This window comes from Thermocoleostomius sinensis A174, assembly GCF_026802175.1.
Taxonomy (GTDB): Bacteria; Cyanobacteriota; Cyanobacteriia; order Elainellales; family Elainellaceae; genus Thermocoleostomius; species Thermocoleostomius sinensis.
In genome coordinates, this window is the sequence record NZ_CP113797.1 from 609,245 (window position 1) to 635,749 (window position 26,505).

The 26,505-nt window shown below is 49.7% G+C and carries 20 protein-coding genes and 1 pseudogene; 11 read left to right on the forward strand and 10 right to left on the reverse strand.

Going from position 1 to position 26,505, the window contains the following annotated elements; all coding sequences use genetic code 11:
* Positions 1-109 precede the first annotated feature (109 nt).
* From OXH18_RS25255 to OXH18_RS02610, 5 genes and pseudogenes are all read left to right on the forward strand, one after another.
* Positions 110-1,729: pseudogene (locus OXH18_RS25255) on the forward strand (ABC transporter permease subunit).
* 128 nt (positions 1,730-1,857) lie between these two features.
* Positions 1,858-2,445 (forward strand): chromophore lyase CpcT/CpeT, encoded by a 588-nt coding sequence (locus OXH18_RS02595; protein WP_268610862.1) that lies wholly within the window; start codon positions 1,858-1,860, stop codon positions 2,443-2,445.
* A 147-nt stretch (positions 2,446-2,592) separates the two neighbouring features.
* Positions 2,593-3,516 (forward strand): glycine betaine ABC transporter substrate-binding protein, encoded by a 924-nt coding sequence (locus tag OXH18_RS02600; protein WP_268610863.1) that lies wholly within the window; start codon positions 2,593-2,595, stop codon positions 3,514-3,516.
* A gap of 124 nt (positions 3,517-3,640) precedes the next feature.
* Positions 3,641-4,606, forward strand: coding sequence for an ABC transporter ATP-binding protein (locus tag OXH18_RS02605; protein ID WP_268610864.1), 966 nt, complete (start codon positions 3,641-3,643; stop codon positions 4,604-4,606).
* A 446-nt stretch (positions 4,607-5,052) separates the two neighbouring features.
* Positions 5,053-7,755, forward strand: a complete 2,703-nt coding sequence (locus OXH18_RS02610; protein WP_268610865.1) for an FG-GAP-like repeat-containing protein — start codon at positions 5,053-5,055, stop codon at positions 7,753-7,755.
* 77 nt (positions 7,756-7,832) lie between these two features.
* On the opposite strand, the gene OXH18_RS02615 is transcribed toward OXH18_RS02610, so the two are convergent.
* Positions 7,833-9,542, reverse strand: a complete 1,710-nt coding sequence (locus OXH18_RS02615; RefSeq protein ID WP_315874653.1) for a potassium channel family protein — start codon at positions 9,540-9,542, stop codon at positions 7,833-7,835.
* 280 nt (positions 9,543-9,822) lie between these two features.
* Here OXH18_RS02615 and OXH18_RS02620 point away from each other — a divergent pair, with 280 nt between their 5' ends.
* Positions 9,823-10,152 carry a hypothetical protein gene (locus OXH18_RS02620; protein ID WP_268610867.1) on the forward strand — a complete coding sequence of 110 codons (330 nt, stop codon included), beginning with the start codon at positions 9,823-9,825 and terminating at the stop codon, positions 10,150-10,152.
* A 20-nt stretch (positions 10,153-10,172) separates the two neighbouring features.
* Here OXH18_RS02620 and mgtE read toward each other — a convergent pair whose 3' ends face one another.
* The gene (gene mgtE, locus OXH18_RS02625; protein ID WP_268610868.1) at positions 10,173-11,558 is read right to left on the reverse strand and encodes a magnesium transporter; all 1,386 of its coding nucleotides are present in this window, start codon (positions 11,556-11,558) and stop codon (positions 10,173-10,175) included.
* Between the two features lie 442 nt (positions 11,559-12,000).
* Here mgtE and OXH18_RS02630 point away from each other — a divergent pair, with 442 nt between their 5' ends.
* Positions 12,001-13,314, forward strand: coding sequence for an aminopeptidase P family protein (locus OXH18_RS02630; protein ID WP_315874654.1), 1,314 nt, complete (start codon positions 12,001-12,003; stop codon positions 13,312-13,314).
* 21 nt (positions 13,315-13,335) lie between these two features.
* On the opposite strand, the gene OXH18_RS02635 is transcribed toward OXH18_RS02630, so the two are convergent.
* From OXH18_RS02635 to OXH18_RS02650, 4 genes are all read right to left on the reverse strand, one after another.
* Positions 13,336-15,291 carry an ATP-binding protein gene (locus tag OXH18_RS02635; RefSeq protein ID WP_268610870.1) on the reverse strand — a complete coding sequence of 652 codons (1,956 nt, stop codon included), beginning with the start codon at positions 15,289-15,291 and terminating at the stop codon, positions 13,336-13,338.
* Between the two features lie 174 nt (positions 15,292-15,465).
* Positions 15,466-16,071: an energy-coupling factor transporter transmembrane component T family protein gene (locus OXH18_RS02640; protein WP_268610871.1), complete on the reverse strand. Its 606-nt coding sequence runs from the start codon at positions 16,069-16,071 to the stop codon at positions 15,466-15,468.
* 42 nt (positions 16,072-16,113) lie between these two features.
* Positions 16,114-16,800 carry an energy-coupling factor ABC transporter ATP-binding protein gene (locus tag OXH18_RS02645; RefSeq protein WP_268610872.1) on the reverse strand — a complete coding sequence of 229 codons (687 nt, stop codon included), beginning with the start codon at positions 16,798-16,800 and terminating at the stop codon, positions 16,114-16,116.
* Between the two features lie 80 nt (positions 16,801-16,880).
* Positions 16,881-17,660 carry a photosystem II S4 domain protein gene (locus tag OXH18_RS02650; protein ID WP_268610873.1) on the reverse strand — a complete coding sequence of 260 codons (780 nt, stop codon included), beginning with the start codon at positions 17,658-17,660 and terminating at the stop codon, positions 16,881-16,883.
* Positions 17,661-18,041: 381 nt separating this feature from the next.
* On the opposite strand from OXH18_RS02650, the gene OXH18_RS02655 reads away from it, so the two are divergent.
* The 3 genes from OXH18_RS02655 (at position 18,042) to OXH18_RS02665 (ending at position 21,020) form a co-directional block, all read left to right on the forward strand.
* Entirely contained in the window at positions 18,042-18,941 is a 900-nt protein-coding gene (locus OXH18_RS02655; RefSeq protein ID WP_268610874.1) for a COP23 domain-containing protein, read from the forward strand.
* Between the two features lie 219 nt (positions 18,942-19,160).
* Entirely contained in the window at positions 19,161-19,610 is a 450-nt protein-coding gene (locus OXH18_RS02660) for a hypothetical protein (protein ID WP_268610875.1), read from the forward strand.
* Between the two features lie 177 nt (positions 19,611-19,787).
* Positions 19,788-21,020, forward strand: a complete 1,233-nt coding sequence (locus tag OXH18_RS02665) for an extracellular solute-binding protein (protein WP_268610876.1) — start codon at positions 19,788-19,790, stop codon at positions 21,018-21,020.
* Here the strand turns inward: OXH18_RS02665 and OXH18_RS02670 are convergent.
* Positions 20,965-21,642, reverse strand: coding sequence for a hypothetical protein (locus OXH18_RS02670; RefSeq protein ID WP_268610877.1), 678 nt, complete (start codon positions 21,640-21,642; stop codon positions 20,965-20,967). The genes OXH18_RS02665 and OXH18_RS02670 overlap by 56 nt on opposite strands.
* A complete protein-coding gene (gene gyrA, locus OXH18_RS02675) occupies positions 21,623-24,187 on the reverse strand; it encodes a DNA gyrase subunit A (protein WP_268610878.1) in 2,565 nt (854 codons plus the stop codon). The genes OXH18_RS02670 and gyrA overlap by 20 nt, the downstream gene beginning before the upstream one ends.
* A 190-nt stretch (positions 24,188-24,377) precedes the next feature.
* Here gyrA and OXH18_RS02680 point away from each other — a divergent pair, with 190 nt between their 5' ends.
* Complete coding sequence (locus OXH18_RS02680) at positions 24,378-24,776, forward strand: response regulator (protein ID WP_268610879.1); 399 nt, start codon at positions 24,378-24,380, stop codon at positions 24,774-24,776.
* Positions 24,777-24,868: 92 nt separating this feature from the next.
* Here OXH18_RS02680 and OXH18_RS02685 read toward each other — a convergent pair whose 3' ends face one another.
* Positions 24,869-25,066 (reverse strand): hypothetical protein, encoded by a 198-nt coding sequence (locus OXH18_RS02685; RefSeq protein ID WP_268610880.1) that lies wholly within the window; start codon positions 25,064-25,066, stop codon positions 24,869-24,871.
* 180 nt (positions 25,067-25,246) lie between these two features.
* Positions 25,247-26,467, reverse strand: a complete 1,221-nt coding sequence (locus OXH18_RS02690) for a 4-hydroxy-3-methylbut-2-enyl diphosphate reductase (RefSeq protein ID WP_268610881.1) — start codon at positions 26,465-26,467, stop codon at positions 25,247-25,249.
* Between the last annotated feature and the right edge of the window lie 38 nt (positions 26,468-26,505).

Here is a 26,505-nt window from a genome sequence, read left to right on the forward strand (position 1 = left end):
AAATCAAGGATGGTATTAACAATCCGTAAAATCAGTTAGTAAGAAGCCGTCGTTACCGCTTTAACCAGTTCACAATCAACTCATAATCAATCGAATGATCAATCGAACGATGCACATTACTCGATCTCGCTTTCTACGCCAGTGGGCGCTTGGGTTGCTCAGCTTTATTTGCGTACTAACCTTTGCGGCCTGTGGCTCTGGTACCCCCTCTACAAATACCCCTAACCCTGCTGATACAGGGGAAACCTCTGGAAACACGACCCTCAGAGTGGCGCTTGATCCAACTTTTCCTCCGTTTCAAACTACAACCAGCGGTGGTGGGTTTGAAGGTTTTGATATTGATTTAATCAACGCGATCGCCGAAGCCGAAGGGTTAACCTTAGACATGCAAGGACTGCCGTTTGATGGCATCATTCCGGCATTGCAAGCAGGTACAGTCGATCTCACCATCAGCACCATGACAATCACGCCCGAACGGGCCCAAGTGGTAGATTTTTCTCGTCCTTACTTTAAATCAGGACAGGCAATCGCTGTGCAAGAGTCTAACTCGGATATCACGTCCTACGACGCCCTCGCTGGCAAACGTATCGCCGTACAAATTGGCACTGTTGGGGCCGATCAAGCCAATAAGGCCAACGCCGCTGATGTCCGTACGTTTGACAACACTCCCCTGGCCCTACAAGAACTTGCAAATGGCAATGTCGATGCCGTAATTGGCGATGCTCCGGTGATTCTTTACGCGATTAAATCCGGTAGTGCCTCGGGTATTAAAGTCGCTGGAGAATTGTTAACCGAAGAATATTACGGTATTGCAGCACCCAAAAACTCGCCTAACCTAGAAGCGATCAATGCTGGCTTAGCCACGCTCCTAGAGAACGGTACGTACAGAGAGATTTACCAAAAGTGGTTTAGTGGCGAACCATCTGAATTACCAGAACAAGCTCCAATTTAGGTAATCAGTAATCGGTAATCGGCGACTCCCCACTCCCGACTCTCCACCCCCACTCCCTATTCTCAACTCGTGCTACAAGCGTTAGACATCATTGCTAATGCGCTGCCCACTCTGTTGCAAGGCGCATTGATTACTCTACAACTCACCGCCATTTCCATCGCCTTCGGTCTAGTAGCGGGTTCTCTAATTGGCATTGCTCGACTGGCTCCATCGCCGTTGATTCGGGTTTTGGCTAGAATCTATGTCGATTTTTTTCGAGGTACGCCGCTGTTGGTGCAAATTTTCATGATTTACTTTGGCATTCCCGCCTTGGTGCGATCGTTGGGATTGTCCTTTACTTTCAACCAGTGGACAGCCGCGGTCATCGCTCTCAGTCTAAATAGTGCCGCCTACATTGCCGAAATTGTTCGCGCTGGCATTCAATCGATCGAATTAGGTCAACGGGAAGCCTCAGAATCCCTAGGGCTTGACCCTGTTCAAACCATGCGCTACATCATCTTTCCACAAGCTTTCCGTCGCATGATTCCGCCTCTGGGTAATGAATTCATTAGTATGCTCAAAGATACTAGTCTTGTAGCGGTGATTGGCTTTGAAGAACTGTTTCGGCGCGGTCAGCTTGTTGTTGCCCAAAACTTTCGAGCCTTCGAGATTTACTTTGCTGTTGCTCTGGTCTACCTCACCCTCACCCTGCTCTCTTCCCAAATCTTTAGCCTATTGGAATGGTGGATGAACCCGATCGAACGCCTCAAACGCCGTCCTATTGGCGATCGAGGATAGGGGAAGGGGACAGGGAGTCGGGAGTAGAAAATCGGGAATCGGGGAGAGATTGATTCATCTGCTTATCCACCCGAATCCTTGAAACTGTAAAATAGTTGGAATCGCTCCAAAGAGGCCGAGTTCAGATCATGACCCACTCTACCGACATTAAGACGTTAGGACAATGGATGGCAGCAGATTTCAGCAACCAAGAGCAGGCGTTTGAAAATCCGCCTTTTTTTGCGCACATTCGTGTCTGTATGCGCCCACTGCCAATCGAGCTATTGTCGGGAATTAGCTTTTTTGTCGAACAGGCCTATGATTACATGCTGAATGTACCCTATCGCGTGCGGGTACTAAAACTGATTGAACAGAGCGATCGCATTGCCATCGAGAACTATGTGTTAAAAGATGAAAAGCCGTTTTATGGAGCATCTCGCGATTTGCCTCGACTACACACTCTCACGGCGGATAACTTAGAAAAGTTGCCAGGTTGCAACATGCTAGTAGAGTGGACTGGGCAAAGCTTCCTGGGACAGGTTGAGCCGGGCAAGGCTTGTATGGTTATGCGGAAAGGAAAAACCACCTACCTTGACAGCAAATTTGAGATCGATGCCCAAAAATTTATTAGTTGGGATCGCGGCTTAGATCCAGAAACTGATGAATTGGTTTGGGGGTCAGTAGCAGGGCCATTTCAGTTTGTGCGCTGGTCAACGTTTGCCGATGAAGTGCAATGACGACAAGCTAGAGAGCAACCTTGGTTTCTATCATTGGATAAACCTAATTTGGGCAGATTCCGGCTTTCGTCCGGTATGATGTCAGGATAATGACCATTTTACTGTTGATTTTCTAGCCCTCACCTAACCTTTCCATCGATCGGTGTCATGAAAAAAATTCGTCGTTTATTGCTCTTGCCGCTCCTGGCTATCTTCACAGCTGGCGTGTTGATTGCATGTGCGGGTGGCGGAACCAACAGCGCCAACCCAACTATTCGAGTGGGTTCCAAAGACTTTACAGAGCAGTTCATTATTGGTGAAATGTATGCTCTGGCGTTGGAGCAAGCTGGGTTTCAAGTCGATCGAAAACTGAATTTGGGAGGTACACCCGTTGCCCAGGCTTCCCTTGAAAGCGGCGAGATTGATCTCTATCCAGAATATACGGGGACGGGGCTTCTGACGGTATTGAAGTTGCCAACCAATACCGATCAACAGGCAGTATTTGAGCAGGTATCTCAGGGCTACAAGGAGCAATTTAACCTGGTTTGGCTAGATCCCGCTCCTATGAATAATACCCAAGCCCTAGCCATGACGCAGGAAGGATCGCAACGCTTGGGAATTACATCCATTTCAGAGATGGTCGCTAAAGCGGATCAGGTAACCATGATTGGCCCACCGGAGTTTGAAGCCCGAGAGGATGGACTTCCCGGGATCAAAGCCAAATATGGAGACTTTACCTTGAAGGCTTATAAAGCCGTTGATCCGGGCTTGAAATATAAAGGGTTGACGGATGGCGAAGCTGATGTGGCAGTGGCTTTTGGGACGGATGGCGAAATCAGTGCTTTTAATCTAGTGGTCCTAGAGGACGATCAAGGGTTGTTTCCTCCCTATCAAGTAGCTCCGGTAGTGCGACAGGAAGCACTGGATGCTAATCCAGGTATTGCCGATGCATTAAATGCACTTGCGCCCAAATTAACCAACGAAACGATGCAGCGTCTCAATTATGAAGTTAGCGGCAATCAACGCGAGCCTGCTGAGGTGGCTAGAGAATTTCTCACTCAAGAAGGGTTGATATCAAAGGTGCATCGGTAATGGGCACCGGCAATAGATGAACGATGAACTGCGTTGATTATCTAAGTTGTTTGCTGGCCAACTTGATCGGTTTGGCGGCCCGACTGCTGTCACTCCTCTCCATTTCTAGTTTTGGAGCGTCCCTGTGAGCACTATTCGTTTCGATCGCGTCTCTCTTCGCTTTCCTGGTTCGCCTCGCCCGGCTGTCGATCGGTGCAGTTGTGAGATTGAATCGGGCAAGCTAGTGGTGATTTTGGGACATTCCGGCTGCGGCAAGACAACGTTGCTGAAGATGGTCAACCGGCTCTATGAACCTACTGAAGGTAAAATTTATCTGGGCGATACCAACATTCGTCAAATTAAACCAACAGCACTGCGGCAGCAAATTGGCTATGTGATTCAGCAATCGGGTTTGTTTCCGCACATGACCGTGGCGCAAAATGTAGGCGTTGTCCCAAAATTGTTGGGCTGGAATCGATCGCGTACACAGTCTCGCATTGACGAGCTACTAACGTTGGTGAAACTGCCGCCCAATGAATATCGCCACCGTTACCCAGCCCAGCTTTCTGGTGGGCAACAACAACGGGTGGGCTTAGCCAGAGCCTTGGCAGGCGATCCAAAAGTGATGTTGATGGATGAACCGTTTGGGGCGATCGATGCCATTACCCGTACGGGCTTACAAGACGAAATTCTGCGGCTGCAACGTCAACTCAACAAAACAATCTTGTTTGTATCCCATGATGTAGAAGAGGCGCTGCGGCTAGCCGATCGTCTCATGATTATGGAAAATGGGCAGATTGTGCAATACGATACCCCTTTCAACGTGCTGACAAAACCAGCCAGCCAATTCGTGCATGACTTGGTAGGAGCCGATGACATGGTGCGACAACTCAGTTTGCTACGGGTGGAGACCGCGATGATGAATGCACCGGAAAATTACAGTCACAACGGTGAACCCATAATCGATCGCGATGATAGCCTGCGCGATGCCCTGTCGCTGATTCTTAAAACTGGAGCCGGACGGCTGGCCGTGCAAGATAATGGCGCAACCGTTGGGGTTCTGACTCTGGAACACATTCGAGACTCAACAAGCTTGGTGGCTAGCACTTAAACACACAGGTGTTGAAGACCAACTTGAATTCAGCCACGCCGAAATTTTTATTTTTAAGCTGAAGTTTAAAGTTTAAGCAAACTTCGATTGTTTCCGCAGTCGATGGGGAATCTTTAACAATAGCATTGCCATCCCGCGCTTTTCTCATTGGCTGAAGCGTTTGGTGACTCTCGTTTGTTTATTCCCACCTTCTTTTGTTGCTATCCATCCAGGCTTCTGATACCGCTTTAAACCATCTCTGCGACAGATGAACCGCTCATGAGTGAGATTCGCGAATCGCCCTTACCCGATCTGCCACGTTCTCAATTTAAATTAGTATGACTTCTCTGGGCGATCGTGAGGCAGAGATCAATGAGCGATGTGTAGCAACCATTTTTGCATGGGAAGCAAACCTCTCTTTGCAGTTGTTGTTATTGCTGATTCCTCTGACGGTTGCGTGAAATTTTATGAGAACTCTTGCTTCTACTTCCCTACTTGATTCAAGCCAGTCTTCCTCAATCGTGGTGGTTGATGCCGCTCTCCCAGACTACCCTAGTCTAATCAACGACTTGGCCTCTCACCATGAGGTTATTGTTCTCCATCCTCACCAAAACGGTATTACGCATCTCGCTCGCTTGCTAGCCGATCGCACAGTCTCGGTTCTACATCTGTTTTGTCATGGTGCACCTGGCTGCCTTTTTCTAGGCAATGCCCAGTTGACGGGTAACACGCTCGATCGGGCGGCGGTGTGGGTGCGGCAGTGGTTGGGGCAGCAGAAAGCCAAGCATCGCGCACCGTCGTTACTGCTGTATGGTTGTCAAGTGGGAAAGGGAGCGGTAGGAGCACAGTTTGTTCAACGGTTACATCACGTCACAGGAGCCAACATCGCCGCAGCCAGTCAGGTGATAGGGGCAGGTAATTGGACATTGGATACCCAAGTAGGCAACGTTGAAGCCAGTGTGCCTCTCAGTGCATCGATGCAGCAGCAGTATGCTGGACAGTTAATGCCGCCTGGCCCATCGTTGATCGAAGATCCAATCAGTGGCTTGTTGCCGCAGGTGGGATATGGAGCCGTTGCCTGGCGAGATTTCGATCGCGATGGGTTAGCTGATTTTCTGATAACGGGCGAAACCGCAGAAGGCTATGTTAGCCGACTTTACCGCAATACAGGCAATGGCTTTGTGGAGGTCAACACTTCCTTGCTGGGAGTCAACAACAGTGCTGTGGCCTGGGCAGACTACAACGGGGATGGACGCCTCGATTTCATCATGACGGGCGATCGCGGCGATGGACTGGGTTATATTAGCAAGCTGTATTATCAAACAGAGTCAGGATTTACCGAAGATACAAATATCACCTTGCCAGGCATTTTCCGGGGCGCGGTGGCCTGGGCAGACTATAACAATGACGATCGACCGGATTTGTTGCTCACAGGCAATAGTTCAGGAGGGCGCATCAGCAAGCTCTTTCGCAACACAGGCCGGGGACTGGCCGAAGACACCAGCATCCGCCTACCAAAAGTTAGCAACAGCGCGGTAGCCTGGGCAGATTACAACAGCGATGGCAAATTAGACTTCATCCTCACAGGCAACACAGCCAATGGGCCAATCAGCAAGCTGTATCGTAATACTGGTTCTAGTTTTATAGAAGACCCTGACACAACCTTGTCCGGCGTTGAACATGGAGCCATCGCATGGGGAGACTATACCGGTGATGGCAAGCTAGACTTCATTCTCACGGGCAAGTCTGGAAGCTCGATTGTCACCAAGCTTTACTACCAAACCGATAATGGCTTTGTTGAAGATACTAGTACATCGTTGCCAGGCGTTCGCGACAGTTCGGTGTCCTGGAAAGATTATGATGGCGATGGGCGCTTGGATCTACTGTTGACAGGCTATGACGGACAAGCCGTAATCAGCAAACTGTACCGCAACACAGGCACGAGTTTTATTGAAGACACTAGTGTTCGGCTGGCACGAGTTCGGCACAGTTCCGTTGCTTGGGGATATTACAACGGCGACAGCAAACCCGATCTGCTGTTAACGGGGTTCAGAGGTGGAAACTTTTTCACCAAGCTGTACAGAAATACGACTCCGATCTCTAATGCTCCTGTGACACCTTCCGATTTTAATCGCGATGGCAACGCGGATATCCTCTGGCGGCATTCTACGCAAACACAAACGCGCCTGTTCACAATGAATGGTCCTGAGAGAATTGCCCACGCCCAATCGCTTGATGTTGCCACTACCTTTCGACCCACCGTGGCCGACTTCAATGGCGATGGTAAAAGCGATATTTTTTGGCATAATCCTAACACGGGAGCAAATCGCCTGTTCTTAATGGATGGCTCTACTGCCTATGTCAATACTAAGGTGCTGACGATGCCTTCAAGCTTCCAGATGACAGGCACGGGGGATTTTAACGGGGATGGCAAAAGCGACATCCTCTGGCAGGGGAATGACGGCAGTAACCGTGTATTTCTAATGAATGGCAGCACCACGGTGAGCAATGTCAAGATACTCAGTACGCCAACCAGTTGGCGGGTGCAGGCGATCGCCGATTTCAATGGCGACAACAAGGATGATGTGCTGTGGCGTGATTCCAGTACTGGGCAAAACCGGATGTTTCTAATGAACGGCAGTACCGTTGCCACAAATGCCAAACTGTTGGCAATGGATAGCAGCCATACGGTCGCGGCTGTGGCCGACTTCAATGGGGATGGCAAGGCTGATATTCTGTGGCGCAATGCTAGTACGGGGGAAAACCGGGTGTTTCGCATGGACGGCACTACTGCCACCTCAACGCCCATGTTGTCGATAGGAGTCGGGTTTGGGGTCGCTGGTACGGGCGATTTTAGTGGGGACGGCACATCCGATCTGCTGTGGTATGACGAAACAACCGGAACCGCAAGGATCTTTCTCATGGTAGGAGGCAGTGTGGACGCATCAGGCAATGCTGCGATCGCCTCACCAGGAGCAGGCTATCGGGCAGTAATTGCAGACTTCAACGGGGATGGCAAGGCTGATATTCTATGGCATCACAGCACTAGCAACCTAACAAAGCTGTACATCATGAATGGAACACAGGTAATAACCGATACCTTACTTAATGCCCCGGGTGTAGGATGGCAGCCGATCGCCCCCGCCACTACCCTGACCGCGTTGGGGTAATTGGGGCAGCAACTGCAATCGTTGGGATGCTGGTTAAACCACATTTCTTTTCGCCTACCCCCAATCCCCCAGCCCCTTTAGCTCATCTGCACCGGCAGGGTTGCGCCCTGGGTTCGCCACAATTGCTCTAAATGGGTAGCGGGCATGGTTAAGTACAATACGTCCCCTGGCGTGAGTTCAACTTCCAACAAATTCCAGCCATGGGTGGTTTGCCGTTTAGTTTCTAGGTAAAGCGGAACTAGATCTGTATCGATCGCTACGTCTTGAATGCGCTTGCCGCAGAACGGATGCGCCGGGGTAATTAAGGTAGACAACGCTACCCATAAAATATCGGCTGTCATTCCATTTCCCAGCACTCGTCCTCCTAATGCCGCCGCTGCGAACGAAGGAGCCGCCAACTCAACCGGACTGAGGACGGCTTCAAAGTCAAAAACCTGCTGAGCAAGATTGGCAAACTGCGGATCTTGACTGCGGACAATGACGGGGATTCTAGGCGCTAGCCCTTTGACAGACAAAGCGATCTCTAGGTTGATGACATCATCGCTTGTCACTGATAACAAAGCGGCGGCTCCACCGACGCGGGCAGTTTGCAAGGTTGTAGCCACTTTCGCATCGCCAATAATTACAGGCACTTTCAAGGCTCGCGCCACATTCAAAAAGCGATTGTTGGGATCATGTTCGATCACCACAATTTCGCAGCCATTTGCATGAAGCTGCTGCAAAACTTGAACACCTACGCCTCCCAGTCCACAAATAATGTAGTGATTACGATGAGGAACGCGAGCAGTATTCCAAAATTCTTGAAAGCGGGTTCCCAAAATCAAATCATTCAGCAGCGCATAAAAAATACCGATCACCGCTGCTCCAACTAACATCATCAATACGGTGAACACTTTGATATCAGCCGGAGCCATTTCAGCGACTTCTTCACCCCCCCCCGCTCCGGTAATCATACCAACCGAAAAATAAAGCGCGTCTATAACTGAAACGTGGGCGCTGGCGGCTGTGTAGGTGACCGTAGCAATCAAAATTGTCAGCAGGAGAACGATCGTCACCAGAATAGTAGGGCGGATATGCTGTTGAAAGTAGCGCAATCCTACCAAAAGGTTCAGCATTTGCTGTCGGACGGTGCGCCGAGCCGAGTGATTTCGCGGTTGAGTGGCAATAATCAATCGATCGCCATATTCTAAATGACGACCGCTGAGCACAGCCGACACCAAGTCCATTTGCATGTAGGCAGGAAGATAGTAAATCAACATTCGCGATCGTTCTTCCCAAAGTTCGCTGAGCTTGCGCCCCAACCAAGGATGATCTTCATCGATATATTCTTCGCGAATGGGCCAAGTTTGGTTAAATAACCGCAACTGCCCGATCGCTCGATTGCCGAGCGCTGCAAACGCAAACACTGGAGCCGACAACGCTGCTACACTCATCGAAAAATGGCCCGGCAAAATGTGATCGAGCCGATCGCCCAAACTGTCATTAAAAAGCCGATTGATGATGCGAATGTGGGGATTGAGTACACGTGCCTGTGTCAACGCGGCTAAATTCACTGCATCATTATTAGATGCAAGGACAAGGGTTTGAGCGTCTCGAATGCCCGCTGCTAGTAGAATGGGGGCAGAACAAAAGTCGCCAATCAAAACCGTATTCGCCGCTATATCAGCTTCAAGATGAGGAAGCGGACGATCGTTAATGCCAATGACCGTAGCTCCTTGCAACTTCAGCAAGCTGTAAACCTTGTAGCCAGTACGACCCAAACCGCAAACAATAATTCGGGGCTTCATATAGCTGAGGAAATTGGCAGACCCATTCGATGTTGGTTCGTTCATCAGAAATTTTGTGTTTCCATAGCCCTCTATTGTTGGTTCACCAAAGTGACACGAACTGTAGCTGATGACACGGAGTGGAGATTTTTTAGTAAAGATTGCAAGGCGGCGCTTCGGACTCCTTCTAGCAACATCCGAATTCTTGCACTGATGCAACTTTCTGTGTCTTTTGCAGAGATCGATTGGGGCATACTACCTACACAGGCGGCAAGAGCGCCCCGCAACTGGTAAGTTTCTTATGTACCGACATCCAAGCTATAGGCGAATTGATCCTAAACTCAGCGCGATTCCCCGAGCGAAATCGGAGGCAGCGGCTTTTCTAGATTGCTATAAGTTAATGATTGAGAAGAAACGTTTACACCAAGAACTTGAGCGGATCGAGCGGCGGCAGCAACAAATTCTCGATCGGCTGGTTGCTTTGGAAGCACAAGTATTTGATCTGGAACAGACTACCGATCATCAGCGCCAAACATCACTCATTTTGCCTCAAACCAGTACGGTCACGCCTAAACAGTCCCCTGCTTCCTCTGCCTCTGAGCCATTCGATATATTGTTTTTACCGTACTGAATTTCTTAGAGTAAGGTAAGCTAAAGTTGCAAAATCCATCGAGCAACCAACAGGTAAATAAGCACGCCTAAAACATCTACCACCGTTGTGATGAACGGAGCCGACATCAAAGCCGGATCAAACTTCAGGGCTTTGAACAGAAATGGTAATGCAGAACCTGCCACTGATGCTAGTAGAGAAATAGCCAGCAGACTGATGCCCACCGACATAGCCACCCCCCAGTTGCGCTGTAATAGAAACGCCCACAGCGTGACCACAATCGCCAGCATGATGCCCAAAAGCAGCCCGGCAACCGCCTCGCGTTGAATAATGCGTAGCGATCTGCCCATTTCAACTTCATCGGTGTTTAATCCGCGAATCACTACAGTTGATGACTGTGCGCCAACATTACCACCCGTATCAATCAACAAGGGAATAAAGGCAGCTAATGCCACAACTTGTTCTAGCAAATCTTCTTGACTTTGAATGACTGCACTCGTGCCTGTATTGGTAACTAATAAAATCAGTAGCCAGACGACTCGCTTTCGTGCAACTGTGAACAAATTGGTGCGAAAATAACTTTCTTCACCCGCTTGAACACCACCTAAGGTATAGATATCCTCGGTAGTTTCTTGTTGAACCACGTCGAGAATATCATCAACCGTAATAATTCCCACTAAACGGCCTTCAATGTCCACAACAGGAACTGCTAAAAAGTCATAGCGTTGAATGATTCGAGCAACTTCTTCTTGATCAGTATCAGTACGGACTGAGATAATATCACGACTCATTACATCACCAATTCGTTGGTCGGGTGATGCCAAGACTAAGTCTTTTAGCGACAGAACGCCTCTAAGGTAGCGCCCATCGTCAATCACATATAAGTAGTAAATGGTTTCACGATCGTTTGCCAGTCTACGTAACTGCTCCAGTGCTTGTTCAATCGTCCAGGACTCCCGCAATGACACATACTCTGGTGTCATGATCCGTCCAGCCGTGTCGGGTTTATATCCCAACAACAACGCTGTAGCGTTGCGTTCCTCTGGACTTAGTTGATCAAGCAAGCGACGAACTATTTTGGCAGGTAATTCATCAAACAGCCTGGCTCGATCGTCGGGAGACATCCGATCGACGACATCCAAAAATTCTTGGCGTTTGAATTCAGCAATCAAATCTTGTTGAATGTCAGAGTCTAAATATTCAAAGACTTCGATCGCTTCATCTTTAGACAGCAACCGAAAGGCAATGGCCCGCTGTTCTTCAGGCAGTTCGCTGATGGCTTCGGCAATGTCTACAGGCGGAACCGGAACCAGCAGAGTTTTGGCTCCCTGCAAATTATTTTGATCCAGCAGGGCTTGAAGCTGCGATCGCACCAGAGCACGCAACTCGGTACGGGAAGCTGTCGATTGGGGTGGAGTTGAAGTCATACAGTTACTAAACGATCGAAGTTAGGTAAACAAAATAGTCTTAATTGAAAAGCGCAAGATAGCTAACATTTGTACCTCATGGAACGGCATTAGATTACAGATCTGCTCTTTAGTTTCTCTAGCATAAACGGTTCTGTCGAACAAGAAATAGGAATACAACTCAGAGAGACCGTTACTGAATCCAGCGATTTCGGATGATTTAGTCCTAATGTGTGTGTGAAACACTGTGGGCTAGCTTAGAAACGGAATGTGATCACAAGATGATGCTGACCGATTGCTTGCCCGTGATTCATCTAGGATAAAGAATAGTTCCAGTTGCTGGCAGTGAATTATGCAATCTCCCCCTCTTTCTTGCGATCGGGTTTTTCTATCCACTGTGCCCTCTAATGAGCAATCTCTGGCACAAGCTTTGCAACAACGCCGCCAACGCTTGGCAGAACAAATGGATGCGCCCGTGTTACTGTGGTCGGGTCGCAGCAGTGCCCGTAACTTTCCAGCGAATACCTATCCCTTTCGTGCCAGTAGCCACTTTTTGTATTTTGCCGGGCTGCCGCTAGACAATGTGGTGATTCGACTAGAAGCAGGTCGCATGGAACTGTTTATGGATGACCCGACACCCAGCGATCGACTGTGGCATGGGGCGTCGTTTACTCGTGATCGAGTGGCGGAACAAATTGGGGCAGCGGCCGCCTATCCGCTTTATCGCCTCAAGTCGTTTGCCGAGGGGGTAGCCACCATTCCTGTGCAAGATGCGGCGACTCGGTTGCAGCAATCGCAACTGTTAAACCGCATGATTACACCTGCCAATGCGTTGCAAGGTATGGATCAGGAATTAGCTAGGGCGATCGTCTCACTGAGGCTAACTCATGACGCCGCGGCCATAGGCGAAATGCGCCAAGCAGCGGCAGTTACCGTTGCGGCTCATCGAGCGGGAATGCAAGCTACCCGTACTGCTAAAACCGAAGCCCAGATCCGGGCCGCAATGGAAAGTGTAATTCTTTCGCACAATATGACGCCCGCCTACAGCAGTATTGTCACCGTTCACGGCGAGGTGTTGCACAACGATCGCTACCACAACCCGCTGCAATCGGGCGATTTGCTGCTGGCAGATGTAGGAGCAGAAACGGAATTAGGTTGGGCAGCGGATGTGACACGCACCTGGCCCGTATCTGGGCAGTTCTCCTCGACGCAACGGCAGATTTATGAGATTGTACTGGCGGCTCATGATGTATGTATTGAGAAGGCACGATCGGGCGTCGAGTACTACGATTTGCACCAGATGGCGGCTACGGTGATGGCGGCTGGATTAGTAGACGTAGGCATTTTGCGTGGTCGGGCAGAAGAGTTAGTAGAACAGGATGCTCACACCTTGTTTTTTCCGCACGGCATTGGTCATCTTTTGGGTCTGGATGTGCACGATATGGAGGATTTAGGCGATCTGGCTGGCTATGAACCCGGACGACACCGCAGCGATCGATTTGGCTGGTGTTATCTACGGCTGCATCGCCCCCTGCGTCCCGGCATGGTGGTGACGATCGAGCCTGGCTTTTACCAAGTGCCGGCCATTTTAGAAGACCCCGATCGGCGCGAAACCTATCGAGATTGGGTTAACTGGGAACGGCTAGCAGAATTTGCCGACGTGCGCGGCATTCGCATTGAAGACGATGTGCTGATTACCGAGGCAGAACCGGAGGTGTTGACGGCTGCTTTGCCAACACACCCAGAGGCGATCGAAGCTTGGGTGAGTGAAATCTAACCCTAACCCTGCAAGATAACCCTACAAAATAGCGGCAATTTCTTTCCAATACACCCGCTTAAACGGTTCCTCTTCACCTAGTTCATAGCGATTGACCAAGCCTCGACTGCGTACCGAAATCGTTCTTCCTTGTTTAATTACCACCGTACCGTTGTGGCGCAGATTCCGCACCAGCATCCATTCTGTTTCGGTGGGATCGTCCAAAATCACAATATCGCTGAAGTCATAGAAACACCCCTCTTGTTCCAACACATCTTCCCGGTATTCGGCGATCAGCAGATCGAGCTTAGGATGGCGCAGCAGGCTTTGAATCTTGGTGTTGTATGCTCCACCCATTTGTTTTTGCGATCGATTAATGAACACAGCATCACGACAAACCGCCCCGATCGTCCACGTAGGATGTTTCATCGTGATCTGATCGATGAGTTCTTCTAGTTCTCGTACCGAGACATAGTTGAAGCTGAGAATGGGAATGTGCGCATCTTCAGGGCGAGTAAAGAAGGTTTCAAGAATGCGATCGGTCACGTTGACACTTTTGCCTACAGCGGGCTTCAAGTGCATATACACCCCCGGAGCCGCATTAATTTCAACAATGCCAAACTGACCGTCTTTCCACGATCGAGCAATATCAGCCGTCAATACATCAATACCAAGGCAAACTAGATCAAAATGCTGTGCCACATCCTGCGCCAAGATGATGTTATCAGGATGAACACGATCGGTGGCATCAATGCTGAGTCCCCCCGCCGAGAGGTTGGCAACCTTGCGTAAATAAATCTCTTCACCTGGATCAAGCACTGTAGATAGCGACAGATACTGCTCCGCCAAATAGCGCTCCATCGCTTCGTCCTTGAGGATTTTTCCCAGCGGTGAAGTGGGTGTATCCAGGCGTTCGGGTTTGGCGTTTTCCCGTTCAATCAATTCCGCGATCGTCGATTTGCCATCGCCCACCACCGAGGCCGGACGACGTTCGGTGGCCGCCACGAACTTGCCATCCACACACAGCAGGCGAAAATCAAATCCTGAGATGCTTTGCTCCACAATGATCCGAATCGGCTGTCCCTCTGGGTGCGCTTCCAAGGCGCGATCGAAGGCAAATTCCAGGTCTGCATCGGTGTGCACATCTGCCGTTACGCCAATACCTTTGTGACCCACCACGGGTTTTACCGCCACCGGATAGCCAATCTGTTCTATCACTTGCAGCGCTTCATCATAGGTTCGGACAATATCGCCTTTGGGAACCGGAAATCCCAGCGTTGCCAAAAATGCTTTGCAGTCGTCCTTACGAGTGGTGAAGTCCGAGTCGAGGTGGCTATCGCGGTTAAACGTAGTGGCCACACCGCGCACTTGATTACGACCATAGCCATACTGCATCAGTCCCTCGTCGGGAAGGTAAAAAGCAGGAATCCCTTTGGCATGAGCCGAGCGCAGCAGTGCATATACCGTTGGCCCACCATAGACCGATCGCCGAAAGCGGGTTTGCAGCAGTTCAATTTGCGCTTCAAGTTGAAACGGCACATCCCGATTCAATGATTCCAGCCAATCCCACACCGCATATGCTACCCCTCGACTGGTGGATTCATGAATCGACTCGATCGCAATTCGACTCACGGAGCGATGGGAGCGATCGGCTATATCATCAGAAGGATGGAGGGTGTGCACCGCCCAATGCTCGCCATGCAAATTCATATTCAGCTTGCCTACTTCGATCGCCGTTTGAGCGACTAACTGTGCCAAGGATTCATAGTGTTGCTCACGGTGCTGCTCCAGAATGTGAGGATAACAGTGTCCGATCGCCTCAACGTAACGCTCTAGTGGCAACGGCTCGCCATAGCCTGAGAGTGCAAAATCGAACACAAACGCCCCCCGGTCTAGATAGGGATTGGGTCCGGCATAATGCTTGAAGTTGAACAAATCAAACACATCACTGCTTCGAGCATTCACCGGAGTTGGGTCGATCGATTGATCTAGAACCATAAGCCTACTAAATGAATTGCCAACGTTACGTGTACTTTAGGGTATTTTCTTCTAGGATGGCGCTAAACGGCACCAGGCATCGTGTTGTTAACTACATCGGGGAATCGGGGTTAGGAAACGGGGGTGGAGAGTAGAGGAAATAGGAGCGCAGGGAATTTTACACTCTCTACTTCCTCATCCTTCTCCATCAAACCCTCGTGCATCCAGCGCTTCGCTTAGGTCATCGGCCATGCGCAGCGTTTTAACCAATAGGGGAACCAACAATGCTAGACCGTTGCGATCGAGTCCACGCGCTTGTTGGGCTTGCTGAATTTCTTGAAATTGTTGCAGCAGCAGCGGCACGAGGCGGATGGACAGCGCCAGCAGAAAACTGACCTGCTTGGGACGCACACCGAACCCTTGCAAAGGCTCTAATCCTCGTTCGATTACCTCAATCAAATCAGAAACGCGAGTGGTTAATGTGACAATCGTGGCTAACAGGATCAAACTAGCAAACCGTAGCAATGCAACCCATCCGGTGTACCAGCTATCCAGCAGTCCTTGAATGAGCAAAATTGCCAGCAGCAAGGGCATAACCGGACGTAGCTGTTGCCAAACTGCTTGTAGTGGTAGGCTTGCCAGCCTCAACAGCCCCACTCCAATAAGTAGCATGCCCCCTAGAGCAACAAGGTGAGACACTGAAAAGACCAAAACACTGGCGATCGTTAGCCCCAGGAGTTTGGTTGAGGCAGAAAGCGCATGAATGGGTGATTTGCGCGCAATATAGATTCCAAAGGTCATGGAATTTCAAACGGCAGTCTGTTCAAGGATTCGGTTGAAAGCTCAGGTCATTAACTGCACATAATAGGGCAACGCGATCGCTGGTGGCCCATCCATGACAATTTCCCCAGCTTCAAATACCAATACTCGATCGAAAGCTTGCAGCAGATCGAGGTCATGAGACACCACAATCAACATTTGCTCTAATTCTTGTAATACCTGTTGAATGCGATTGCGATTGCGCAGATCGAGTAATGTTGTTGGCTCATCAAAAATAATGATTTGTGGGTTCATCACCACCACAGAAGCAATGGCCAACAGTTGCTTTTCGCCACCACTTAATAGATATGTAGGTTGATGTCGCAAATGTTCTAGATTATATCGCTTCAGAATCGCATCAATCGTCCTTGCAATGTCTAGCTTAGATAGATTCAAATATTTTGCTCGATGTTTCAATCCAAACGCCAGATCTTCTTCCACAATGGGAAATACAATTTGATGATCGGGATTTTGAAAAACGAATCCAACCTGTCGTCGAATTGTCTTGGCGTGCTGGCGTGTGTTCAATCCGTTAATCCATACATTGCCCTGTTCAGGTATCAATAATCCATTTAACAATCGCACGAACGAGCTTTTTCCAGAACCATTACTACCAACAATCCCAATGCGTTGCTCGGTCAATGTCAGGGTAATGTGCTTCAGAATTTCTCGATCGTCCACGCGATGGCAAACGGCAGCAACCTCGATCATGATGGAGTATCACCACGCAAAATGAACGACAGCAATTGAGCAATGGCAAAAAATCACCAGACATTAGACAAACCAACCTATCAGACAAGGCGAGTCAATTGAACCCGATAGCGCTCTTTTTTGGTGAGGGCCACGTCGCCAACTTCCAAACGACCTTTGCCGCGAATGGCAATTAGATCTCCCGATTTAACTTGATAGCTGGATTGGGTAATTTCCTTCCAATTTACCCGCACGTCTCCACCCGTAATCAATTCCGCCATTTTATTTCGAGACATGCCAAATCCCGCCGAGGCAATCGCATCTAATCGTAGAGACGCTTCTACGGTGGTTAGTTCTTTCTTTTTGGGTTCACGAATCTTGAGTTCACTGAAATCAATCCGCTGCGTTTTCACTGGCACCGATCGCACCTGCGTTAAGTTCATCTCCAGAAATTCCACCATCTCTGGAACCACGAGCGCTTGGGCCCCTCGTTCGCCCAACACTAGAATATCGCCCACCTTCTCGCGCACAATACCTGTACCGAGCATGGCTCCCAAAAAATCGCGATGAGTGGCGGGGTCAAACAAGAAATTGCCCGCAACGCTGATGGCTGCTATGGCGACCTGTGAGGAATCTAGAGGTAAGTCCGATCGAGCAATCGCGACTCGTTGGCGTTCTGCCTGAGGATAGCCGCCCCATGCCAGTATTTCCACCTCGGTTAACCGACTAAACATTTGCTGTACATCAGCTAATTCAGGTGGTGACAGAAAATCAGTGCACACAACCTCCCACGTTTTGATGGCTTGTTCAGCCAAATCCACCACTCGCACAGCAGTGTCTCGATTTTCAATAGACTTCAGTAGATCTTCCCGTGGCAGCATGTCTGCGTTCTGACTAAGAGTTCTTGATAGGATGCAATCGCTAGCCTAACGCATCTGCGTCCTGATCAGCCTATTGGCTCTTGGTGAAATTGCCGATATGAGTCAGTTAAATTGCATAAACTGCCCTGGTGCTGTTGCGATCGGTGGGTGACAATGAAAAGAAGTTTATAGATAAAGATTGAACAAAACTCACACTTGATCGCAATCATGATCCGGGTGCATTGGGTCAGCCGTGCTACTAGGTAATATCCCGTTGGGCTGACTAACTTGTAGAACAAGAACTCGTGGCACATGACTGATAGAACTCTGCCATTGCTGCATCTAAGTCTGCTATGAGCTAGCTCAAGCCCCCCTGTTGTTCAGTATTACGGTCGGTATCAAATGAGACACTCTGATTGCTTCCAATGGTTTGCCCTTGTCCCTACTGCTGCGCTGCTTGTGGCGATCGGCAGTACCTCTCCTGCCCAAGCGAATGACCACCCATTGCGACTGGACGGTGCTCCCGTTCAAGAACAACTGGATTCCAGCGATGATTTTTTGGTGGAAGACAATAGCTATATCGATGTCTATACCTTTACCGGACAAGCAGGGCAACGGGTGATTATTACCATGACTAGTAATGCCCTAGATTCTTACCTAATTTTGCTAGATCCAGACGGCAACAGCATTGCTCAAGATGACGATAGTGCTGGCAATCTTGATGCCCAAATTGATATAGTGCTACCCGTTGATGGGGTGTATCGGGTCTATGCCAACTCCTACAGCGGTGGGCTGCAAGGTCCTTACACGCTACAAGCGTCAATGGTTGCCGCAGACACGATAGCAGTCACTACAACCAATCAATCGCGCTATTTCTGTCAGCAGGATGGCGAAGTGCCCCTCACCATGGCCCGCTCTCGTCGCCGCAATGAGACATTTCCATTGATTCAGTGGACTTCTGATTGGGCCCCTGCTCCCTATTCGCCTACAGAACGTTGTCAAGCCGTTTCAACCCGTTTAGCCGACATTCATGCCCGTCGCGATCGGCTAATTCTCACCGCAGGAACACTTAACAATCAACCCGTTGTCTGTGTAGCGAACAGTCGAGATGAGGCACGACAGGGGATTTGTGCCACCGATGGGCTAATTTTGACAACGCGCACTCGTCTCGAGGCAGAAGACCTGATTCGCGGACTACAAATTAGCTTCACCCAAATTGTGGCAGGAACATCACCCGATATTGTACCGGCAACTAACACCCGCGAAGATACGACTCCCTATATTGACCTCAGCGATTTCTAGCCCTTTAGATCTTTTCTCGCGGCATCTTTAGTTTAATTTCCACTACTGTTGCTCCCAGACCAGTTTAGAATCTGAGTCAATCCTTCACCTGCACGTTCCGACCGTTCGCCCGTTCGACGAGCCGCCCCTCGATCGAGAGTTCATTGGGTGAATGGGAATACTGAAGAAAAGGACTCAGATGCCGTAATGGCTTCGAGCAATCAACCTTCCAGGCAGTTTATGTGGCATAGAGTCAAAAATCTCTTTATCAGCCTCAATAGTTACGCTGTTTTAAGTCCTGATCTGAAGGTGCGTCAACAGGTGAATAAAGCCTTGCGCGATCGTCCCGAACTTAGCGCTGAAGACTGGTTCCACCGCTTTTATCAGGCTTACGGTGTTGCTCATCCGGTGGTTATCTTTGCCTACAGCCAGTTGCAGCACTACTCTGGGCTACAGTTTGGGCGAGTGTTGCCGACCGATCGCTTTCATGAAGACTTGCGCTGGTCGGATGTTTGCTGGTTCGATTGGAATTTGCAGCTATACGACGACTGTTGGCAAGAATTTGGTGTCGATCTTAGGGGGTGCTTTGATGAATTGCAATGGATCACCGTGCAAGACTTTGTGGTGGGTTTAAATCAAGCTATCTACCAAACCATACCCGCAAGGTCTCACCTGGAGATGGAAATTTGATTCGTCACCTAGAGGCAGTACTAGAGGCAATTGGGGCAGAGCAATTGAGTCGGAGTTATTCAGTCAGATCGCACGCCGTTTTGAATCAGTGGCAAGATGAAGAAGGGGCAAACTTACGATTTTGCTCAGCACAATAAGTAAGTCACACTACAGGTAAACCACTACAGGTGAACCAATGTGTCTGCCCAAACCACTGATGAAGGATACCCAATGAACCGTCGATCGTTCTTGATGGCCGCCAGTATGCTGGCCCTTACCCACGGACTGGGATTAACCGGATGCGGCCGTCCAAGTCAGGGGTCGGTACGGGTCAGGCTGTTGAATCGATCGGTGCCTGTCCAGCTTTTGAGGGAGTTTCAACGGCGTAACGATCCAGCCGAGAATTTGAATTTCCTCAGCAGTGAACAACTTGCAGATTTATACGACCTGCTGCAACGGTGGCAAGGGGCTGAAACAACCGAGGAGCAACGTCCCACCCCGATCGCAGATTTATTAACACTAGGAGATGTTTGGCTGACTCCTGCCATTCAACAAGGGTTGATTCAGCCGTTGAATTTGAGTCAGGTAGACGGTTGGCAACCGCTGGCTAATCAAGAAATTTGGCGAACGTTAGTGCAACGCGATCAACAGGGGCAACCCAGCCCAGAGGGGGAAATTTGGGCAGCGCCCTATCGTTGGGGCACGATGATGATTGCTTATCAAGCAGAATTGTTTGCTGAACAGGGATGGATACTCCCCACCGATTGGGGCGATCTGTGGCGACCAGAGTTCGCTCGGCGGATTTCGCTTTTGGACAGCCCGCGATCGGTGATTGGACTAACGCTCAAGAAGCTCGGTCAATCGGTGAATACAGCAGATTTAGCCGCTGTCGCCAATTTGGAACCGGAATTAGCTGCATTGCATCAACAGGTGAAGGTGTATAGTTCGGACGCCTATTTGCAACCACTGATATTACAAGACACAGCCCTAGCAGTGGGTTGGTCTACGGAAATTTTGCCGTTGGTGAGGCGCGATCGGCGCATTGCAGCGGTGGTTCCTGCCAGCGGCACCATTCTGACGGCTGATTTGTGGGTACAGCCCGCCTCAGTGCCTACTTTGACCAGTAATGACACAACGAATGAAGAAACCAATGAAGAAACCGTTGAACGATCCACATTGTTACAACAATGGCTAGCCTTTTGTTGGGAACCGAGCATTGCTACCCAGCTTTCGGTGCTCAGTTCGGGCATCTCACCAATTTTCTTCAACTCCGATCGCAGTCAGTTACCTGCTGCCCTTCAAGAAAGTGAGCAATTGCTGCCATCCGCCAAAGTATTACAACAGAGCGAGTTTTTGCTGCCGCTGCCAGAATCGGCTATAGATCAGTACCGCCGTTTGTGGGAAGCGGTGCGTCTGGGGAAGTCCCGCTAAGCGCTCCCCGGCCAGTAGCATCCAGAAACGTCTGACAGCGAGTTGGGATGATGTTCTCAAATTGTCCCTGCTCATGTCCCTGCTCAGATGATCCGACGATCGCTCCTGGCGCAAATTCACAAATGTATGCCCCTATTAAATCTCCTCGCCAATTAAACAGGCGCGTGCTATAGCCAAAATCGCTAGCCGCGGCCCCAAATTGGTTCAAGAAAGCATAGCGCTCTAGGTAGTTGAACCGCACCCACATTTGCTGATTCACCAATAGATCGACTCGGCGCGGTTCTGCATTATCTGCGCCGGTATATGCGACCCAATAGTCCAACAGTTGACCACCAAATTGCTCTACGGTCCACCATAAGCTGGGTAACGTTAACCCCGTCTGTGAAATCGTTCCCTCGGTGATGATTGACTCACCTGCGGGTAAATCGCCCGATCGCAGGCGTGCTACTTCTACCACATCCAACGGACTTGTCAGCAGCACCACTACTTCATTGAACAACGTAGTAGCCATTGCTCTGGTTGAGAATAGCCCAGCACCGACACTCATCAACAGGATTGGCAGCGATCGGTTCAACCGCCATCGCCCATTTCTCTGTCTCCAGTTAATCCGTGTCTGCACCATCTTCCTCATCGTCTGCATCCTCATCCGTTTCCTCATCAGACGGTGGCAACAGAATGACACTTAGCTCGGTAATCTTCTCCTTACGACTCAGTTTCAACAAGCGATGGTTACTGCCATCGCGCCCTTGATAAGCCATATCGTCGATCGCCAACCGTGCCAAATGCTCTTCATTAGTGAGAACCACAATTTCTGTTCCTGGCAGCCCGGGGGCAAGACCGACGAGCGCATCGGTTTTCAAGGCAAATTGCATCGGGTAAGTACCAATCTCACCGCGCCGGGTTGGTTTGATCGAACTCACCCGCACTTGCTTAGCATAGCCCTGCTCTGTTACCAACACCACCGTATCATTGATATTCACTGCCACACAGCCTACCAAAGACTCTTTCTTCAGCAACCGCAGCGCTGGCTGTCCTTGGGCGGCTCGTCCCAGAATTGGCACTTGTTCGTCGTTAATTTCAAGTCGCAGTATCCGCCCTCCCGACGTGGCTAAAAGGAGTTGCTCGCCTGCTTCCGTTAAGGTGACAAACATTAACTCATCATCGTCTTTTAGCTTCAAGGCAGATAGCCCACGTCCGGTGAGGTTGGTGAATTCTGACAGGGGTAGACGTTTGATCCGCCCCTGCCGCGTTAACATCACTAAATCAAGCGATTCTACATCATTGGGGTAGAGGACAAATTGGGTGACAATCGTCTCTGGATCGCCCTGCATCGTCGAGGGCAACAAACTCACCAACGGCGTACCTTTCGATTGGCGTCCGGTAATGGGAATATCGCCGATGCGAACGCTGTAAGCCTTACCACTGCGTGTTAGCACCAAGACCTCTTGGTCGATTGTCGCCATTTCCACTAATGTCACAAAATCCTCTTGCTCCATCAGGGTGCCGGTGGGAGATGCTGTTTGTTTCGCCTGCCGTCGCTGGAAGGCTTTAGGAGAAAATCGTCGCACATAGCCGCGTTGGGTAAATTCCAGTACGGCTTCTTGCTCAGACGATCCTTCCTCGGCAGCAATTTCCGCTAACTCTGCTGATTCCGCGGCTTGTTCCTCAGCACTCAATAAGCGAGTTCGTCGTTCATCCGCAAACCGTCGCTTCAGGGCCCGCAGATCTTTTTTCAAGGCTTTCAGCAGTTCTTTGCGATGCTCCAATAGTTTTTGCAATTCCTCCATCCGATCGACCAGTTCATCATATTCAGTTTGGAGGTTCTGCCGCTCGAGTCCGGTTAACCGTCGCAAGGGCATGGCTAAAATGGCATCAGCTTGTCGATCGCTGAAATTAAACCGTTGTTGCATCGTCAGTTTAGCCGTGCCGCCATCTGGGGCATGCCGCAAAATATCGATGATTTCGTCCAAGTGTTCCAGTGCAGCCAACAATCCTTCTAGGATGTGCGATCGGCTTTCAGCTTTCTCGAATTCGTGGCGATATTGGCGCGTTAGAGTTTCTTCGCGAAACCGAAGAAATTGCTGTAATAACTCACGCAGTGGCATCTGGCGCGGTTGTCCGTCTGACAAAGCCAGCATGATCACCCCAAAGTTGGTTTGCAGTGGCGTGAGCTTGTAGAGCTTATCGAGGACTAGAGCGGGTTGGGCTTCGCGCTTCAGTTCAATCACCACGCGCATTCCATCGCGATCGCTTTCATCACGAATGTCAATAATGCCCTCAATCCGCCCTTGGTTCACCAGATCAGCAATTTTCTCAATCCAGGCAGCTTTATTGACCTGGAAGGGTAGCTCTGTTACCACAATCGCCAAGCGACGGTGGCGGCCGCGCCCCAGTTGAACTTCTTCTATCTTGGCCACACCGCGAATCGGAATGCTGCCGCGCCCAGTTTTGTAGGCATCGCGAATTCCAGCCGTATCAATAATTTCGCCACCCGTAGGAAAATCAGGAGCCGGAATCAGCTTAAACAATTCATCATCGGGTAAATCCGGGCGATCGATCAGGGCAATGAGTCCATCGATGACTTCACCGGCATTATGGGGCGGCACGTTCGTGGCCATGCCCACAGCAATCCCAGAACAGCCGTTCAATAGCAAAAAGGGTAATTGGGCCGGTAGGACGATTGGCTCTTGCTGCGAATTGTCAAAGTTGCCGATGAAATCAACCGTGGCTTCGCCAATTTCCGAGAGTAAGCCCTCGTTGCCGATCGCCGCTAATCGGGTTTCGGTATAGCGCATGGCGGCAGGCGGGTCGTCATCCACCGAGCCAAAGTTGCCGTGTCCTTCCAATAAGGGATAGCGACTGGAAAAGTCTTGGACCATCCGTACCAGCGCATCATAAACCGCCTGATCACCGTGCGGGTGATATTTACCCAGTACATCTCCAACGACGCGGGCGCACTTACGATAGGGGCGATCGGGCGTTAACCCGAGTTCATGCATAGCATAGAGAATGCGACGATGCACAGGCTTTAACCCATCTCGCACATCGGGTAGGGCGCGTCCTACAATAACGCTCATGGCATATTCAAGGTAGGAACGCTGCACTTCGGTGTGGAGGGCAGTCGAGATCACCTGTCCTGAGGTGAGAATGCTCAATTGTTCAGCCATGAGTTTTCCTTTGGTTGCGTCCTAGCGTAATATCACAAATGGCAAATTTAAATAAATTATTCACAGGCGGTTCACAGGCGCATCAATGCGCAAAGCACAGCGATGAATCATCTTATGGATTAGTCTGAGAGTAATATCGATCAAACATTAGACTGGCACTAGACTGGCATTTAATGATTAGGTAGAGACTATGAAAACGGTTTTGATTGTAGAAGATGACTTGATCAATGCTCGGGTGTTTTCTAAGATTTTGACTAAACGCGGTGGGTTGGAAGTCAAGCATACCGAGAACGTGGACGAAGTCATGAAAATTGCTCAGGCAGGGGAAGCGGACATCATTTTGATGGATGTTTCGCTCTCTCACAGTGTTTACCAAGGTAAGCCGGTGGATGGAATCAAGATTACCCAAATGCTGAAAGCCGATCCTCAAACCGCCAACCTCCCGATTATTTTGGTGACAGCCCATGCGATGGAAGGCGATCGCGAGAATTTTCTTAAGCAAAGTGGCGCAGATGATTATATCTCCAAGCCGATTGTGGATCACCAGCAATTTGTAGACCAAATTGTGGCACTGCTGCCTAAGGATTGAGCTTTGAGTATAGAGTATATATGTACTATTTCGCCAGAGTTTGCCAGATACGACCCGACGTTACAGATTGCAACAAGTGGACAGCGGGCAACTCAGTTCCAATCAAAGCCTTTAATTTTGACTTTATCAAACCGATCGACATTTGTGCCTAATTCTGGAAAGTAGAGCAACGTCGAGGGCACGATGCACTTAAATTCTGCTGAACAGATGGCGTCTAAGTAGTGAATAGCCCTAAGCCCGACATTTGCATTCGTTGAAACAACTTGAAACAACTTCTTGTGTTGATCCATCCCCAATTATGAGCAGGGAATCATCAACAGCTTCCTGCCATTGAATTGGCTAGGGAATCGATCGGACGTACATCCGTTAGATTGGACGATCCGATCGGATTGGGCAAACAAGGGGGGTGTCCCTACAGGGGTTGGTCCCCCTATAGGGCACAATGGATTAAGACGATGACGACTTATCACTCATCCGAGGAATGCAACGCCCACACTGGACGCCTTCAATTCAAAAATTTTCTCAATCACCCGTTCTACAACGCGATCGGGGGTAGAGGCTCCCGAGGTGATGCCCACTACAATTGGACCATCGGGCAACCAATTCTCTTGTACCGTCAAGTCTTGGTGAAGTGGCTTGTGTTCAACGCAATTACCCGGACCAATGCGATCGGCACTGTCAATGTGATAGGAGGGAATACCGCGTTCAATGGCAATTTCTTGTAGGTGGGTTGTGTTAGACGAGTTATAGCCGCCAATCACTACCATGAGATTCAGTGGTTCATTCACTAGTTGAAACATAGCATCCTGCCGTTCTTGCGTCGCATCGCAGATCGTGTTGAAGGCTAGAAAATGCTCGTTCAGTTGGTCTGGACCATATTTTTTCATCATGGTGTGCTCAAACAGCTTGCCGATCTGTTCAGTTTCACCCTTCAGCATCGTGGTTTGGTTGGCAATACCCACTCGTTGCAAATCACGATCGGGGTTAAACCCTTCTGAGCAAGCGCGGCTGAATTTGCTCATAAATTCATCCCGATTGCCGCCATTCAAAATGTAATCGCAGACATACTGGGCCTCTGCCAGATTTAGCACAATTAGATACGTACCGGCAAAGGAACTGGTCGCGATTGTTTCTTCGTGCTTGTACTTACCGTGAATAATTGAGGTGTGGTTGGTTTTCTTATGTTTCTCTACGGTATTCCACACTTTTGACACCCAAGGGCAGGTGGTGTCCACAATGGTGCAGCCGCGATCGTTAAGTAGCTGCATTTCCTGGACACTAGCTCCAAAAGCAGGCAAAATCACGACATCGCCCCGATTGACCACCGAGAAATCTTTCTGACCATTTTCCACGGCAATAAAATTCACCTGCATTTCCCGCAGTCGTTGATTCACCGACGGATTGTGGATAATTTCATTGGTAATCCAAATGCGTTCATTGGGAAAATGCTGCCGCGTTTCATAGGCCATGGCTACCGCCCGCTCAACACCCCAGCAAAATCCGAAGGCCTCCGCCAAGCGAATGGTTACTTCACCCTGCTGCAACCGATAGTGGTTTTCGCGAATTTTCTGGATCAGGTGGCTCTGATATTCTGACTGCATCTGCCCAGACACTTCCACATCATGGCCAAATCCCTTACGGTGATAGTTGGCAGAGCTATTGAGCGATCGCTTAAAGGCTTTCGTGTCCATGCCTATTTTTCTCTATACATTTATAAAAACGATGTCTC

Bases quoted from the DNA above. Each gene is read 5' to 3' on its own strand.
- OXH18_RS02690 (WP_268610881.1), bottom strand. From the start codon at position 26,467: ATGGACACGAAAGCCTTTAAGCGATCGCTCAATAGCTCTGCCAACTAT.
- OXH18_RS02635 (WP_268610870.1), bottom strand. From the start codon at position 15,291: ATGGTTCTAGATCAATCGATCGACCCAACTCCGGTGAATGCTCGAAGC.
- OXH18_RS02650 (WP_268610873.1), bottom strand. From the start codon at position 17,660: ATGCTGCCACGGGAAGATCTACTGAAGTCTATTGAAAATCGAGACACT.
- OXH18_RS02640 (WP_268610871.1), bottom strand. From the start codon at position 16,071: ATGACCTTTGGAATCTATATTGCGCGCAAATCACCCATTCATGCGCTT.
- gyrA (WP_268610878.1), bottom strand. From the start codon at position 24,187: ATGGCTGAACAATTGAGCATTCTCACCTCAGGACAGGTGATCTCGACT.
- OXH18_RS02595 (WP_268610862.1), top strand. From the start codon at position 1,858: ATGACCCACTCTACCGACATTAAGACGTTAGGACAATGGATGGCAGCA.
- OXH18_RS02630 (WP_315874654.1), top strand. From the start codon at position 12,001: ATGGATGCGCCCGTGTTACTGTGGTCGGGTCGCAGCAGTGCCCGTAAC.
- OXH18_RS02615 (WP_315874653.1), bottom strand. From the start codon at position 9,542: ATGAAGCCCCGAATTATTGTTTGCGGTTTGGGTCGTACTGGCTACAAG.
- OXH18_RS02685 (WP_268610880.1), bottom strand. From the start codon at position 25,066: ATGGATCAACACAAGAAGTTGTTTCAAGTTGTTTCAACGAATGCAAAT.
- OXH18_RS02600 (WP_268610863.1), top strand. From the start codon at position 2,593: ATGAAAAAAATTCGTCGTTTATTGCTCTTGCCGCTCCTGGCTATCTTC.
- OXH18_RS02660 (WP_268610875.1), top strand. From the start codon at position 19,161: ATGTGGCATAGAGTCAAAAATCTCTTTATCAGCCTCAATAGTTACGCT.
- OXH18_RS02655 (WP_268610874.1), top strand. From the start codon at position 18,042: ATGAGACACTCTGATTGCTTCCAATGGTTTGCCCTTGTCCCTACTGCT.
- OXH18_RS02680 (WP_268610879.1), top strand. From the start codon at position 24,378: ATGAAAACGGTTTTGATTGTAGAAGATGACTTGATCAATGCTCGGGTG.
- OXH18_RS02670 (WP_268610877.1), bottom strand. From the start codon at position 21,642: ATGGTGCAGACACGGATTAACTGGAGACAGAGAAATGGGCGATGGCGG.
- OXH18_RS02610 (WP_268610865.1), top strand. From the start codon at position 5,053: ATGAGAACTCTTGCTTCTACTTCCCTACTTGATTCAAGCCAGTCTTCC.
- mgtE (WP_268610868.1), bottom strand. From the start codon at position 11,558: ATGACTTCAACTCCACCCCAATCGACAGCTTCCCGTACCGAGTTGCGT.
- OXH18_RS02620 (WP_268610867.1), top strand. From the start codon at position 9,823: ATGTACCGACATCCAAGCTATAGGCGAATTGATCCTAAACTCAGCGCG.
- OXH18_RS02645 (WP_268610872.1), bottom strand. From the start codon at position 16,800: ATGATCGAGGTTGCTGCCGTTTGCCATCGCGTGGACGATCGAGAAATT.